At 65.7% G+C, this 12,233-nt stretch carries 19 protein-coding genes; 7 read left to right on the top strand and 12 right to left on the bottom strand.

The genetic code is table 11. The features are described 5' to 3' along the window. Positions 1-180 precede the first annotated feature (180 nt). Positions 181-408 (top strand): hypothetical protein, encoded by a 228-nt coding sequence (locus CLG96_RS05555; RefSeq protein WP_107966901.1) that lies wholly within the window; start codon positions 181-183, stop codon positions 406-408. Positions 409-589: 181 nt separating this feature from the next. Beyond that, a complete protein-coding gene (locus CLG96_RS05550; RefSeq protein ID WP_133175352.1) occupies positions 590-814 on the top strand; it encodes a hypothetical protein in 225 nt (74 codons plus the stop codon). Between the two features lie 199 nt (positions 815-1,013). Here the strand turns inward: CLG96_RS05550 and nhaA are convergent, their stop codons facing one another. The 8 genes from nhaA to CLG96_RS05505 all read right to left on the bottom strand — a co-directional run bounded on the left by nhaA (position 1,014) and on the right by CLG96_RS05505 (position 6,039). Then, a complete protein-coding gene (gene nhaA, locus CLG96_RS05545; RefSeq protein ID WP_107966899.1) occupies positions 1,014-2,342 on the bottom strand; it encodes a Na+/H+ antiporter NhaA in 1,329 nt (442 codons plus the stop codon). A gap of 301 nt (positions 2,343-2,643) precedes the next feature. Next, entirely contained in the window at positions 2,644-3,540 is an 897-nt protein-coding gene (locus CLG96_RS05540; RefSeq protein ID WP_107966898.1) for a transglutaminase family protein, read from the bottom strand. Between the two features lie 53 nt (positions 3,541-3,593). Then, positions 3,594-3,830, bottom strand: a complete 237-nt coding sequence (locus CLG96_RS05535) for an antitoxin Xre/MbcA/ParS toxin-binding domain-containing protein (protein ID WP_107966897.1) — start codon at positions 3,828-3,830, stop codon at positions 3,594-3,596. Continuing rightward, positions 3,827-4,033: a hypothetical protein gene (locus CLG96_RS05530; protein WP_107967249.1), complete on the bottom strand. Its 207-nt coding sequence runs from the start codon at positions 4,031-4,033 to the stop codon at positions 3,827-3,829. Before CLG96_RS05530 ends, CLG96_RS05535 begins: the two co-directional genes overlap by 4 nt. A 304-nt stretch (positions 4,034-4,337) precedes the next feature. Next, positions 4,338-4,598 carry a translation initiation factor IF-1 gene (gene infA / locus CLG96_RS05525; RefSeq protein WP_107966896.1) on the bottom strand — a complete coding sequence of 87 codons (261 nt, stop codon included), beginning with the start codon at positions 4,596-4,598 and terminating at the stop codon, positions 4,338-4,340. A 7-nt stretch (positions 4,599-4,605) separates the two neighbouring features. Further along, complete coding sequence (locus tag CLG96_RS05520; protein WP_107966895.1) at positions 4,606-4,812, bottom strand: cold-shock protein; 207 nt, start codon at positions 4,810-4,812, stop codon at positions 4,606-4,608. A gap of 268 nt (positions 4,813-5,080) precedes the next feature. Beyond that, entirely contained in the window at positions 5,081-5,473 is a 393-nt protein-coding gene (locus tag CLG96_RS05515) for a PRC-barrel domain-containing protein (protein ID WP_107966894.1), read from the bottom strand. 347 nt (positions 5,474-5,820) lie between these two features. After that, positions 5,821-6,039 (bottom strand): hypothetical protein, encoded by a 219-nt coding sequence (locus CLG96_RS05505; protein WP_107966892.1) that lies wholly within the window; start codon positions 6,037-6,039, stop codon positions 5,821-5,823. Positions 6,040-6,258: 219 nt separating this feature from the next. Here CLG96_RS05505 and CLG96_RS18465 point away from each other — a divergent pair, with 219 nt between their 5' ends. After that, a complete protein-coding gene (locus CLG96_RS18465) occupies positions 6,259-6,819 on the top strand; it encodes a hypothetical protein (protein WP_133175351.1) in 561 nt (186 codons plus the stop codon). A 176-nt stretch (positions 6,820-6,995) separates the two neighbouring features. Here CLG96_RS18465 and CLG96_RS05495 read toward each other — a convergent pair whose 3' ends face one another. Both CLG96_RS05495 and CLG96_RS05490 read right to left on the bottom strand, forming a co-directional pair. Continuing rightward, the gene (locus CLG96_RS05495) at positions 6,996-7,253 is read right to left on the bottom strand and encodes a hypothetical protein (protein WP_133175350.1); all 258 of its coding nucleotides are present in this window, start codon (positions 7,251-7,253) and stop codon (positions 6,996-6,998) included. A 309-nt stretch (positions 7,254-7,562) separates the two neighbouring features. Beyond that, positions 7,563-7,769 carry a hypothetical protein gene (locus CLG96_RS05490; RefSeq protein ID WP_107966889.1) on the bottom strand — a complete coding sequence of 69 codons (207 nt, stop codon included), beginning with the start codon at positions 7,767-7,769 and terminating at the stop codon, positions 7,563-7,565. Positions 7,770-7,964: 195 nt separating this feature from the next. Between CLG96_RS05490 and CLG96_RS05485 the strand changes: the two genes are divergently transcribed. The 4 genes from CLG96_RS05485 to CLG96_RS05470 all read left to right on the top strand — a co-directional run bounded on the left by CLG96_RS05485 (position 7,965) and on the right by CLG96_RS05470 (position 10,839). After that, positions 7,965-8,378: a CopG family transcriptional regulator gene (locus CLG96_RS05485; RefSeq protein WP_107966888.1), complete on the top strand. Its 414-nt coding sequence runs from the start codon at positions 7,965-7,967 to the stop codon at positions 8,376-8,378. 41 nt (positions 8,379-8,419) lie between these two features. Next, the gene (locus tag CLG96_RS05480) at positions 8,420-9,532 is read left to right on the top strand and encodes an extracellular catalytic domain type 1 short-chain-length polyhydroxyalkanoate depolymerase (RefSeq protein WP_107967248.1); all 1,113 of its coding nucleotides are present in this window, start codon (positions 8,420-8,422) and stop codon (positions 9,530-9,532) included. 495 nt (positions 9,533-10,027) lie between these two features. After that, complete coding sequence (locus CLG96_RS05475; RefSeq protein WP_107966887.1) at positions 10,028-10,390, top strand: PadR family transcriptional regulator; 363 nt, start codon at positions 10,028-10,030, stop codon at positions 10,388-10,390. Continuing rightward, complete coding sequence (locus CLG96_RS05470; RefSeq protein ID WP_133175349.1) at positions 10,387-10,839, top strand: hypothetical protein; 453 nt, start codon at positions 10,387-10,389, stop codon at positions 10,837-10,839. The genes CLG96_RS05475 and CLG96_RS05470 overlap by 4 nt, the downstream gene beginning before the upstream one ends. A gap of 100 nt (positions 10,840-10,939) precedes the next feature. Here the strand turns inward: CLG96_RS05470 and CLG96_RS05465 are convergent, their stop codons facing one another. Both CLG96_RS05465 and CLG96_RS05460 read right to left on the bottom strand, forming a co-directional pair. Then, entirely contained in the window at positions 10,940-11,314 is a 375-nt protein-coding gene (locus CLG96_RS05465) for a helix-turn-helix domain-containing protein (RefSeq protein WP_107966885.1), read from the bottom strand. Beyond that, complete coding sequence (locus CLG96_RS05460; RefSeq protein ID WP_107966884.1) at positions 11,311-12,189, bottom strand: S1C family serine protease; 879 nt, start codon at positions 12,187-12,189, stop codon at positions 11,311-11,313. Before CLG96_RS05460 ends, CLG96_RS05465 begins: the two co-directional genes overlap by 4 nt. Positions 12,190-12,233: the final 44 nt, after the last annotated feature.

Below are 12,233 nucleotides of genomic sequence, written 5' to 3'. Positions count from 1 at the left end.
AATAGCGCATAGCGGGATGGTTCAGGGCTATCGTTCGCTGCTGGCCAAGCGTTCGGACCTTCGGAAGGAGCCTCCCAAGGCCGCGCCGGAACCAACGCGACAGGACAACGCCACCTCGGAGCTCGCCCGGGCGGTCGAGGAATGGTCCAATGAGGGCGGCTCGGGCGAGGGAAGAAGAAGATGAGCCCCGCGGAAGCCATTTCGATCCTGACGGTCGCGGTCGATCGAGCTGGCGCCGAAACGGTCCAGACGCCCGATCTCCGGGCTGCCCTTACGATGCTGGTGACCCGTTGCGAGGACAGATCGCCACTGGATCGCTTCTGGAGCGGCGCGGGTTCCCCGGTTGCCGAGGATCGGCGCAGGATACTTGCCGCGTCGCTCCGGGAGATCAGGCTTCAATGCCCATGATAGAGTTGGTTGGCCGAACAGGGGGGCGGCGCGGCCAACTTGCCAATTCGCGGCAATAGCCAACAGGTTCATGGCCGGATCGACGGCACGACCGGATATGAGCAGGGGACAAGGCGGTAACGATCGCCTATGGGTAGTCGGCCTATTCCGGCCAGGGCGGTTGCGCCGCTCGGAGATTGCCATGACGAGAGCAGTGAACGTCAACGCCTCCGTTGCGGAGGTGACAGCAGCCTGCGCGAAAATGGGAGCCGCCATAAGCTCTATCGAGCAGCTCGCAGGAGCCGGCACGCGCGTCGTCCTGAAATCGATCGAATCCGCCCATGACGTGCGGACCCACTATAAGAACAAGCTGCTGGACGCCCGCGCACCGCGTTTGCCGACCCGGCTGCAGAAATATCCGGGGTGATGCGGGCGGGATCATATCAAGCCCCAAATAGGGTCTGATCGGCTCCTGCATCGGATCGTCGGGATGCCATGGATCGAAACATCATTGCCTGGATCGAAGTCCGGATCGAGCTCTCTCGACGCTATCGGCCCATGCCGATGGGGAGGGCTGATCGGGGCTCGTGGTTCGGCGGCGGATCGCAGGGGTGCGGCCTGCAGGGTCAGGTCGATCCGCCGCGCCGCCTGCGCGCGGACGTCAGCCATGCCAATGCCGATAGGCCGCATGTCGCGGAGACGATCGAGGCGCTGAAAATGCCGAGCTTGGCCGAGTTGAGCAGCGTGGGATCGAAGGCCAGTTCGGCGATGAAGAGCGCCATGGTGAAACCGATGCCCGTCAGGACCGCGCCGGCCGCCAATATGCCCCAGGGCAGATCGGCAGGGCGCGTGGCCAGGCGGGCCTGCACCGCCAAATAGCTGAAAACCACAACGCCGATGGGTTTGCCGAACACGAACCCTATGAAGATCGCCGCGGCAAGGCGCCCGTCGACCTCCGCGGGCAGGATCGGAAAGCCGGCATTCGCCAAGGCGAAGACGGGCATGACCGTGAAGGTTATCCAGGGATGGAGCGCGATTTCGAGCCGCTCGAGGGGCGACAGGGCCTCGCGCGCCGCGACCCGCGCCCGGCGCAGATCCTGCCGGTCCACCGTATTGCCGCTCCAATGCTCGCCGGGAGGATAAGCGACCACGCGGTCCAGGATCGCGTGCAGCCGGCTATCGCTGACCCAGCTGTGCGCCGGCGTCATCAGACCCAAAAGCAGGCCCGTGAGCGTCGGATGGATGCCCGACGCATAAAAGGCCAGCCAGACCGCGCCTCCCAATGCGAAATAGATCAGCATGCTGCGGATGCCGAGCCGGCCAGCGCCCGCCACGGCCGCAAGCCCAAGCCCCGCCAGCCCGAGCGCGAGCCAGTTCAACGTGCCGCCATAGCCGATCGCGACCACCAGAACCGCGCCGACATCGTCGAAGATCGCCAGGGACAATAGAAACAGCCGCAGGCTCTGCGGAACGCGGCGACCGACGATTGCGAGACAGCCGATCAGGAAGGCGGTATCGGTCGCCATGACGGTGCCCCAGCCCTGGGCACCCGCTCCGCTGCCCAGCAGCAGGAAAAAGAGGCTCGGCGGTACGATCATTCCCCCCAGGGCCCCGGCGGCGGACAAAGCGGCGATACGCGGATCGCGCAATTCGCCGAGAACCATCTCGCGTTTCAGCTCGAGGGCGACGATGAAAAAGAACAGCGTCATCAGCCCATCATTGATCCAATATTTCAACGAATGGGCGATCGCGATGCCGCCAAGCCGGAATCCGGCGGGCATGTCCCAGAAGGAGAGATAGGCGATCGACCAGGGGGAGTTGGAAAGAAGGAGGGCCAGCAGCGTGGCGAGCAGCAACAGGCCGCCGGCGGTCGCCTCGATGCGCAGGAAGCGCACAAAGGGCCTGGTAAACCGGTCCATCTGCTTCCTCGGAAGCTGCCCGCGATTGTTGCTCATCTCATCCAGGCTTCCATAGGCGCTCGTCCCGCGATTGCGAGCCGGTGGTCGCGAACTGGCGGGCGTGGGCTGGCGGGCTGTCCGATCGGCCTGATCGAGCCGCTGAACGAAGGATGGCGAGGATCGCTCCCGGGGTTCCCCGCGCCGCCGGATGCCGGCGACAGGGCCCGGTCGCGTGGGGGGAGGGGGGCATCCCTGCCCCCGAGTCCGGATCATCTCCGTATGGCGGAAGCCGCTCTCCGCCATAATGAGGCTGCCCGTCCCCATGCCCGTCCGGACGCCATGGCCTGCCGATCCTGTCTCAATGCCTTTCCCGGCCGGATCGCAGCTTCGATCGCGTACCCCGCGTAACCGTCACTTCGACCCGCATGTCCAGAAAATCCTCGGCCGCGCCGACATAGCGCCCCTCGATCGGCCTGATCTGGCCAATGTTGCGGGCAACGGCGACGGGCACGAGGTTCGCGCCGCCCAGGCGCGCATGCGTCGGATCGAAGGCGATCCAGCCGGCGCAGGGCAGATAGACCTCCGCCCAGCCATGGGTCGAACCGGGCACGCCATTGTCGCTGCCGGCCTGCCCATCGAACAGATAGCCCGATACGGCGCGCGCCCCGAACCCCAGATGTCGTGCGGCATCGATGAACAGGGCCGCAATGTCGCGGCACGAGCCCGTCGCCCGATCGAGCGTTTCGAGCGGCGGCTGCGTGCCTTCCTCGTCGCGCGCGCGATAGGCGACGTGACGGAGCAGGCCGGCGTTGATATCCTTGAGCAGGGACAGCGTGTCGGTGGGTTCCGCCGCAATGAAGCCGCGTGCCCAGCCGCGCAGCCGGCCGTCGGGATCGTCATGCTCGGGCGCGCGCAGGGCGCCGAGATCGATCAGCTCGTCTTCCGAATAGTCGAACGGGAAGCTGTGCGCGCGCGGCGCGATCGCGAAGACCGGCCAGGCGGTGGCGGACTGTTCGACCACCATCCGGCTGGTGACCGCCAGGCTGTCGGTGGCGTCGGAGAAGGTCGCGGTCGCGATGATGTTGCCGAACACATCCTGCGTCCATTCGAGATGGGCAGGCGGCGAGCAGCTCAGCAAGGTTGCGAGAAGCCTGAGATCATGCTGCCCCCGCGGGCACAGCATCATGCGATGCGGCAGCAGCGTCACCGGTCGCGCATAGCGATACAGCGTCTTGTGGCAGATCGTCAGCAGCATCGGCGCTGTCCGCTATCGGGGGGGCGCTATCGGTTTTTGGCCGATATGCGGCCTCAATCCCGGTTCAGGGCGGCGATCGCCCGTTCGACGGCCAGCAATCCTGCGGCGCTGGCGACGGCGAGATCGATCGGCCGGCCGGCAAGGGCGGCATCATGGCCGTTGAGGAAGGCCATGGCGGCTTCGGGCCTGCCCAGCGCCTCATAAGCCAGGCGCGTTGCGCGACCCTGTCGTTCGGCTTCCTCGCGCGTCAGGCGCGGGCCATCGAAGCGTTTCCGGAAGACATTGTTCATTCCGCTGCACCCTCCCTGCGCGCGGCCTTCTCGGTCGCCAGCTTTTCGCGCATCGCCTCGCCGCGCGTGAGGCGATCGGCCATGGAAAGCCAGGCCGCCTCCGAGCGCCGGCAGCGCTCGCGCACATTGTCGAGCGTGGCATTTTCCGCATCCCGCGCGCTTTCGGCGGCACGCGCCATGTAGAATTCCCGGTTTACGGACATGGGCGTGCTCCTTGATGGGATTGCGGCGGCCATGAAGGCCGCCTGATGGAATCCGTGCGGCCATGACGGCCGCATGGTGGGATTTGCGGCCATGACGGCCGCGGGGGATAGGCTGCTCAGCCGAGCATGTCGGCGACGATCCGGCGAAGTTCCGGCCGGGAAAGGGTGGGGGAGCGCCGATCGGCCTGGCGCGCAGGCTTGCTCCGCCGGACGGGCCGGCGGGGGCGATCCAATGTCATAGTCTGAACGTACATAATATCCTTGGGCGCGCGATCGTCGCGCGCGGTTGCAAGATGGAGGCGGGCTAACGGCGACCGCCTCTGCGCGGCCCGGGGCCTGCGCCCGGCGTCCGTTCGCGAAAGACGATCCGGCCCTTTTCAAGGTCGTAGGGCGTCATTTCGACATGGACGCGGTCGCCGACCACCGAGCGGATGCGATATCGCCGCATCTTGCCCGCCGTATAGGCGATGATCCGATGATCATTCTCGAGCAGGACGCGAAAGCGCCCGTCGGGAAGGATTTCGTCGATCAGGCCTTCGAGGGTCAGGAGATCCTCCTTGGCCATGGCCGGGTCAGGCCGGCTGGAGGTTGACGGCGGACTGCTTGCCGCGCCGGTCGGTCTCCAATTCGTAGCTCAGCCGCTGGTCCTTGTTGAGCGTCGGCATGCCGGCGCGCTCGACCGCGGAGATATGGACGAAGCTGTCGCCCGAGCCATCCTCGGCGGCGATGAAGCCATAGCCCTTGGTGGAGTTGAAAAATTTGACGGTGCCGATCGGCATGGGGTGTTTCCTTCACGAAAACGGTTTTCCGCAGGCAACAGGCCAGCAGAGCCAGGAAGCGTGAAAGGGAAGGATCTGCCCTAAGGCGTCAAATTCCGTCGCAGGCGACGTTAGCTATCCGGATATAGGCCAGGACATGCAGAAAATCAAGGAATATGCCCAATAAGTGGCGAGCAGCGCCGTAACAAAGCCCGGAATGGGCCGATAATCATGATAACAAAATATTCGCCAGGGCCAAGCATCGACGGCCGGTACGCGACGACGCGCCTCAATAATCTCTCTCGCTGGAATTTGCATAATAAGCGGCAATACGCTGCCCATAGGCTTCATCGAATTGGGGGGCATCGTCGGGCCTGTAGCTCGGGCTTCCGTGCAACCTCTCCAGATCGACATTGACCACATATCCATCCTTGAACTCGTCATAGGCGAGCAGCTCCCAGGGGAGCGGATGATATTTTTGGCCAAGGCCCAGAAAGCCGCCGATCGACAGTACCGCGAAGGCGATCTGCCCGGTCAGCTTGTCGACGATGAAGCTGTGAATGGTGCCGAGCTTGCGGCCGTCGCGCGCATGAACGGCGGTTCCCGTCACCCGATCGGCGGCGGCAAGCCGGCTGGTCTGTCGCGTCGCATGGGGAGGGGCGGATGGGGCATCGGTGGGCATGGGGGCCTCCGGAACTGGGGATTGTTCAACGGTTTCGAAACGGGTCAGTTCCTGCATCAGCCGCGATGTGGCGGGCGCCATGCCGATGGAAACATCAGGCAGGCGGCCTCAGGAGAGGGACAATGGCGGGCGGCATCGTCAGGGCGCATGATGCCGATCGCCTCCGCGCGCCGATCGAGGCCCAGGGCGCCGCGCCCGACATCGCGCCCAGCCGGAAAAGGAAAGCCCTGCTTCGGCCAGGCAGCTTATCGCGAGCGCAACCGCATCGAGCGCGTCTTCTCCAAGCTGAAGCCTGTCCGCCGCGTCGCCCTGCGCCTCGATGCGGCTGCGCGTTTAGGAGGCTTGGCCTAAATCGCCGCGGGCCTCATGCCATAGGCGGCATGCGCCGCGGCCATGGCGCGGCGATATTCGATCGAGCTCGGCAGCACATCTTTCCAGCGACGGCGCGACCCGTGCTGAAAGGCCTCCCGCCAGATCTTTTCGGCGACATCGTCGATCGCCTGCGGATGCGGCGTCCGCCCATTGGCGATGCAGGCCAGAAGCGCCTGCGGAAATAAGCGGTACATATATCTCTCCTGAATCGATCGGGACTTTCATGGGTCCGATCTTCCGGGGGCCCCCGATCTTTTGGGGGTAGCCGGCTTTTGTTAAATGATAGAGGCTCCTGAGCGGCTTTGGGCCACATGCATCAGTGCGCGGGCGCATATCGTCCCGGGCGTTGCCCGGCCTGTCGATCCGGGCACCTCTCTTCCACCATCGGCCGCCGGGGCGGCGGGCCTTCATTGTTGAAATCGAAGCCTGATTTCCCGGAGCGATTCGGCAAGCAGCCTGCGTCTGTCCTCGGCGGCCGGGGAGCCCGCGCCGTTCCAGACCCGATCCAATGGCGATCTATCCTCGCAGCGGGACGGCAGCCTCGAAAGCGTGGCGAGCAGATCCGGCATCCGGACGGTTTCGATGCCGGCCCGCTCGAAAGCGGCTGCCAGAAGCGAAAGCGCTTGCATGAGATAGGGCGATGGTCCCGCGCCCGCACCGACCGCATCGGCCCATTCATCGACCGCCCGGGCGAGGCCCGCGCTTGTCGAGCTTATATCGTCACCCTGCTGCGCTGGTTCGGGTTCGGCCCCGAAAGGGCTTCTCCGAAGCGCTGCTGCATGTTCGGCCAGCAAGGATCGATAGCCATGAACCATCCCGCGATGTGCGATCTGCGCGCAGGGATCCGCGGCATCCCGCATCGCGACCAAGCTGGCGGCGAGGCGTTTTTCCAGATAGGCGATGTCCATCGTGACGACTCCCGATTTGCAAGCGGGAGCACATTTGTCTCTCTGTCACGAAAGCCTGCGATCTGAATCGCGTGATGGAAATCTTATATCACAAGTCGCCGCCAGCAGCGACATCTTTCCCCTGTTCGGCGGCGGCCTGAAATATGTTGGGGATTTTGGGGCGCTCCATTCGCCCGCCGCACCGGATCTGCTCGATCGCAACCACCGACCATCGGGCGATCGCATCGGTGGCCGATCGGCTCTCAGGCCTCCTGCCCGAACCGGCGTCGAAGCTGGCCGCGCGCCGTCATCAGATGTTGCGACACGCCTGGATGTCCCGTCTGCTCGGCCATCTGCTGAAGGCGCGAGATGGCCGTGTCCAGCGTATCAAGTCCGACCTGCGCAAGCGTGCCGCCGGCCGCAAGCTCCGTCAGCGCCGCAACCGCTTCCGCGAGCACCCATAGCATCTCCTCGATATTCGCGGATTGCTCCACGGCATGTGGCGTGTCGGATATCGCCATCTCCGCTTTCCCTCGTAGTTTTTCGCCGGCCGCCCGACGGCTCAACGCCGGAACTCCCGATGCGCTCCGGTCGGAGGATGGCTATGGCGGCCAGGTCGATCGGCCGCGACGGCAGCTGAGGGCCGGTGTCCGCGGACGGGAGGGGCTAAGAGCCTGTTTGAGAATGGCTGCGGGTCGGTCTGGCGGATCTTTTCCGTGCCGGATGCGTCGCGATCTTGCCACGATGTTTCGACATCGCGGCGGCGACCGCTCCTGTCCGGCACGAAAAATCTCTCGCCAGCCCTCAGCCGCCTTATTCTCAAACAGGCTCTAAGGCCGGCTCTTGCGCCGCTTCTTGGGCTGCGGTGCCCCGAGGCCTCCGGTCCAGAGCGTGGCGAGCTGCTTTGCCGCCTTCTTCCTGGCGGCCGCGCGCTGCCGGCCCGCCTCGGCCATTATCTTTCCGCGCGCCGTGCCGGCAACTCGGCCGGCAATTCGGTTCGCGGCGCTGAGATAGAGGCTCATCCAAGGATTGCGCATCGAATATCCTTTCCGGTCGCGCGGAGAACGCGTCGGGAAGGCATTCGATGCCCCTCGCGCGATGCCCCTCGGCTCCCCCGGGCCGACATTGCCCCGTTCGCGCAGGGGCGACGATATTTTCGGGGATTGGGGCCCGAACCTTGAATCGGCACATCGCCATCCCCATACCATCCATATGGATGGCGGAGATAGGATATGGCAGCCGAATTGCATGAGCTGAAGCCGAAGGAGAGCGAGAAGATCACGATCAATCTCGGCTTCGTGGATCTCGGGCATATCGACCTGCTGGTGCGGGACGGATTCTATACCAACAGGACCGACTTCATCCGCACCGCGATCCGCAACCAGCTCGAGCGCCATGCCGAGGCGGCGCGGAATTCGGTTGTGCGCAAGCAGCTCGACCTGGGGATCAGCCACTATTCGCGCGAGGCGCTGGAGGCGGTCCGGGCATCGGGCGACACGCTCGACATCCGCGTGCTCGGGCTCGCGACCATCGCCGCCGATGTATCACCGGAGCTCGCCCGCGCGACGATCGGATCGCTGACGGTGCTGGGCGCGCTCCATGCCAGCGCCGCCGTGAAGGCCGCGCTCGCCGACCGGATCAAGTGAGGCCGCACCTTGCGGTTATATATATCACGAAGGAGCTGGAGATGACCATGCCACTGCATCCCTCCCTGCTGGAAGCCACGCGCCTCACCCGCGCCGGCAGGCTTGAGGAGGCGACCGACCTCATTCGCGCAATGCTCGCGGGCGGGGCTCCCGCCGAACCGACGCCGGCGATGCGCGATTCCGCGATCCTCGACCTGACGCCCGAAGGGGCGACGGTATCGCCTTCGGCGAGGCGGTCGCTCTGGCCGGACAAGCCGCTATGGTTGGATAAGGAAGGCCCGGCCGTCGAAGCGCGCACGGGCGGCACCTTCCTCACGCGCAGCTATCATGGCCCGGCCGGCACGCTCGGCTACAAGCTCTATGTGCCGCCTTCGGTGCGCGATGGCATGCCGCTGGTGGTGATGCTGCATGGCTGCAGCCAGTCGCCGGACGATTTTGCGCTCGGCACCGGCATGAACCGGCTTGCCGACGAGCTCGGTTTCCTGGTCGCCTATCCGGCACAGACGCAGGCCGCGAACGCATCGAGATGCTGGAACTGGTTCAAGTCCGGGGATCAGCAGCGCGGCCGCGGCGAGCCGGCCCTGATCGCGGGCATTACGAGGCAGGTCATCGCCGACTATCGGATCGATCGCCAGCGCGTCTATATCGCGGGTCTTTCGGCCGGCGGGGCGGAGGCGGCGATCATGGGCGCGGCCTATCCCGATCTCTATGCCGCGGTCGGCATCCATTCCGGGCTGGCCTGCGGCGCGGCGCGCGACCTGCCGACCGCCATGATGGCGATGAGGCAGGGCAGCGGCATCAACGCCGCAGGCCAGCCGGGCACGCATTTCGTGCCGACCATCACCTTCCATGGCGATCAGGACACGACGGTGCATGAGGTCAATAGCTGCGAGATCGTGGCGCGCGCCGCGGCGGCGGCCGGCCCGTCGCTGCGGACGCATAGCGAGGCCGGCCGCAGTCCGGGAGGCCGGGCCTATACGCGCGCCGTGAGCGTCGACGATCGGGGCCGGGCGCTCATCGAACAATGGACGATCCATGGCGGTGGCCATGCCTGGTCGGGCGGCAGCCGGAGCGGTTCCTTCACCGACCCGAGCGGCCCTGACGCATCTCGCGAGATGCTGCGCTTCTTTCTCGCGCATCGGGCGACAGGCTGACGGGAAGCAGCCTACGCCGGCATTCGAGGTGCTGCTGGCAAGGTGCTGCTGGCAAGATGCTGCTGGACGCGTTGAGGTCCCGCAATTCTATTTGAGGCGGTGGAAGGCCCGTCGCCGCTTTTCGCCGGACTTGGGAATGACAGCTTCTTGGGACCATGGCCGAAAGCGGTCAGGCCGGTATCGGCCGAAATGGCGATCGCACGAAATCGGTGCAACGCCACCGCCGCGCCGTATCGCGGTCAGACAATCGGACGGATTCCCTTCGCGCGAGAGGCGCGGACGGGATCGGGCCATCGATCCGTGAGCGGCATCTCGACGCTTTGACTGTGCGATGCACACTGTGCTATGCACTGCTCATAAGATGAGAGGAGGGATGGCGATGGAAACGCGCAAGGCTTCTGCCCTTTTCATCCTGGCCATAGGGTGCTTGGTCCCGGCTCCGGCGGTAGCTGCCGTCGATCGGGAGGCAGCCGCTGCAGTCGCTGCACGCGAGCGTTGAGCGACGCCGCGACAGCCAGATTCAAGCGCGGCGCTGCGGAGGCGCTCCGGCAGGAGCTGCGCCGCGGCACGCTGGTCCTCGCCGCGCTTGCGGTGTTGCGCGAGGAGCGAAACGGCACGGCGGTCCGCGAAGCCTTGGCCGCCGGCGGCGTGGATATCGAGGACGGCGCGCTATATCCGATGCTGCGCCGCCTGGAGGAGCAAGGCATGTTGACCAGCGAGTGGCGGCTGGAAGGCTCCCGGAACAAACGCTTCTACATACTGACTGAGCTAGGCGCCTCGACCTACGCCAGTCTGGTGGACGAGTGGCAACGGCAGACGGCCGGGCTTCAACACTTGATCAGGAAGGTGGAGCCATGAGCATGATCGAGAGATATCTGAAACGCCTTGGATTCTGGCTGCCGGTGGGAAAACGACGCGAAATAGTCATGGAACTTCGCGGCGTTCTCCTCGATCGCGTGGAAGCGGCGGAGGCCGCGCAGGGCCGCGCGCTGACCGAAGCGGAGACTCGTCGCATCCTTGACGAGTTCGGGCCCGCTATGCTCGTGGCCGCGCGCTATTTGCAGGGTCCGCCGGTCATTTCAGGCATGCTCGCATTCATCTACTGGAGAGTCCTTGCGATCGCCTTCACCGCAATCGTGACGGTCCAGTTGATTTTGATCGGTGTTCATATCACCTCCGGATCGGGTTTCGGCCCGCTTCTCCGGGACGCTGCCAATAGAACGCTCATTGGACTGCTGCTCGGCTTCTTCTGCGTGACAGCGAGCTTCATGATCATTGAGCGCTGCGGAGGCAGGCGGCCCGGATAAGGTCTCGGCTAAGCGTCGCGACGGGTCGAAAGACGGGGTGTCCGAACAAGGGCCCGCTTTACTTATGGGCGCCATGCTGAGGGGCTGCGACGGGCCGCCGCTATAGGTGGATGATCCCGCGTCGCGCGGCATGCGCGACCGCGTCGGTGCGTCCGGTCGCGTCCAGCTTGTCGATCAGGCGGCCGACATGGAATTTGGCTGTGTCGGGCGAGATGCCGAGCCGGCCAGCGATCGCCTTGTTGGACAGTCCCTCGGCCAGGAGCGCGATCACATCGCGTTCGCGTGGCGTCAGCGGCTGCGCGAATCCGCCCTCGGAAATGTCCGCTGGGCTCAGGACCAGGTCGCCGGGCTCGCCGGGCGCCGCAATCCTCAGCCCCGGCGTCTGCTCGAGCAGCGCGGCGAGGCGGGCCGCAAGCGCCGGCTCGGCGATCCGGATGCTGACCGCGAGGTCGTCGGCCCGGCCGGGGGCGCTCATTTCGCCGGCCTGTCACCGATCGTGATGCCGAGCTCGATCGGTGATCCGCCGCGCCGCAGGCCAAGCGTCACTTGCGACCCGACCGGCGTCGCACGGAGCATATGGAGCAGCGCGCCGACATGGGGCATGCGCTTGCCCGCCCAGGAAAGAATGATGTCGCCCTGCTGCAGCCCGCCGGCGGCGGCGGGACCGGCACGATCGAGCGTCATCACCATGACGCCGCTACCGCCCGCGTCGAGCGGCACGTCCTTCAAACCCGCGCCAAGATAGGCGACCGGAACGCGACCATATTCGGCGAGCTGCCCCGCGACCCGATCGATCGTGGCTGCTGGAATGACCAGCGTCCGTCCGCGTGGCCCGCGCACCGCCATGCCGAAGACCTGACCGCTGCCATCGATCGCCAATCCGCCTTCGGCCCGACGGCGGAGGCGAACATCCATCTCGATGCGCGTGTCGATCGTGCCGCCGCGCATCGACTGCCAGGCTGGGCCGACCGCCGCGATGGCGCCGAATGCGACCAGCGGCGCGCTTTCGGCCGCGGCGACGATCAAGGCGAGCGCGCCGGGGCGGACATCGTCCGATCCGAAGGCGACAGCGTCCGCATTCGCCCCTTCGACGCGGAGCAGCGCTATGTCGGTGGCGGGATCGCGCCCCACGAGCTTCGCTTCGAGCACCTTGCCGTCCGCCAGTTCGATCTCGATCTTGCCTTCCTCGGCAAGCGTCTCGTCCGGGGTGACGACAAGTCCTTCCCGCCAGAAGAAGCCGCTGGCCAAAGAGCGATGCGACTGCACTTCGACGACATGGGGCGAGGCCCGCGCGACCATGTCGGCGAGCGCGGACGAAAGATCGGCAAAGGGCGATGACGGACTGGCCATGTTCAAATCTCCTGCAGCGCTGGAGATAGGAACGAGAGCCCAGG

This window comes from Sphingomonas oleivorans (assembly GCF_003050615.1).
GTDB classification, from domain to species: Bacteria; Pseudomonadota; Alphaproteobacteria; order Sphingomonadales; family Sphingomonadaceae; genus Sphingomonas_H; species Sphingomonas_H oleivorans.
Note: the sequence above shows the minus strand (reverse complement) of the source record. Positions and strands in the feature narration are given on the sequence as shown.

Excerpts from the sequence above, each read along its gene's own strand:
- CLG96_RS05555 (WP_107966901.1), top strand. The coding sequence starts at position 181 with ATGAGCCCCGCGGAAGCCATTTCGATCCTGACGGTCGCGGTCGATCGA.
- CLG96_RS05550 (WP_133175352.1), top strand. The coding sequence starts at position 590 with ATGACGAGAGCAGTGAACGTCAACGCCTCCGTTGCGGAGGTGACAGCA.
- nhaA (WP_107966899.1), bottom strand. The coding sequence starts at position 2,342 with ATGAGCAACAATCGCGGGCAGCTTCCGAGGAAGCAGATGGACCGGTTT.
- CLG96_RS05540 (WP_107966898.1), bottom strand. The coding sequence starts at position 3,540 with ATGCTGCTGACGATCTGCCACAAGACGCTGTATCGCTATGCGCGACCG.
- CLG96_RS05535 (WP_107966897.1), bottom strand. The coding sequence starts at position 3,830 with ATGAACAATGTCTTCCGGAAACGCTTCGATGGCCCGCGCCTGACGCGC.
- CLG96_RS05530 (WP_107967249.1), bottom strand. The coding sequence starts at position 4,033 with ATGTCCGTAAACCGGGAATTCTACATGGCGCGTGCCGCCGAAAGCGCG.
- infA (WP_107966896.1), bottom strand. The coding sequence starts at position 4,598 with ATGGCCAAGGAGGATCTCCTGACCCTCGAAGGCCTGATCGACGAAATC.
- CLG96_RS05520 (WP_107966895.1), bottom strand. The coding sequence starts at position 4,812 with ATGCCGATCGGCACCGTCAAATTTTTCAACTCCACCAAGGGCTATGGC.
- CLG96_RS05515 (WP_107966894.1), bottom strand. The coding sequence starts at position 5,473 with ATGCCCACCGATGCCCCATCCGCCCCTCCCCATGCGACGCGACAGACC.
- CLG96_RS05505 (WP_107966892.1), bottom strand. The coding sequence starts at position 6,039 with ATGTACCGCTTATTTCCGCAGGCGCTTCTGGCCTGCATCGCCAATGGG.
- CLG96_RS05495 (WP_133175350.1), bottom strand. The coding sequence starts at position 7,253 with ATGGCGATATCCGACACGCCACATGCCGTGGAGCAATCCGCGAATATC.
- CLG96_RS05490 (WP_107966889.1), bottom strand. The coding sequence starts at position 7,769 with ATGCGCAATCCTTGGATGAGCCTCTATCTCAGCGCCGCGAACCGAATT.
- CLG96_RS05485 (WP_107966888.1), top strand. The coding sequence starts at position 7,965 with ATGGCAGCCGAATTGCATGAGCTGAAGCCGAAGGAGAGCGAGAAGATC.
- CLG96_RS05480 (WP_107967248.1), top strand. The coding sequence starts at position 8,420 with ATGACCATGCCACTGCATCCCTCCCTGCTGGAAGCCACGCGCCTCACC.
- CLG96_RS05470 (WP_133175349.1), top strand. The coding sequence starts at position 10,387 with ATGAGCATGATCGAGAGATATCTGAAACGCCTTGGATTCTGGCTGCCG.
- CLG96_RS05465 (WP_107966885.1), bottom strand. The coding sequence starts at position 11,314 with ATGAGCGCCCCCGGCCGGGCCGACGACCTCGCGGTCAGCATCCGGATC.
- CLG96_RS05460 (WP_107966884.1), bottom strand. The coding sequence starts at position 12,189 with ATGGCCAGTCCGTCATCGCCCTTTGCCGATCTTTCGTCCGCGCTCGCC.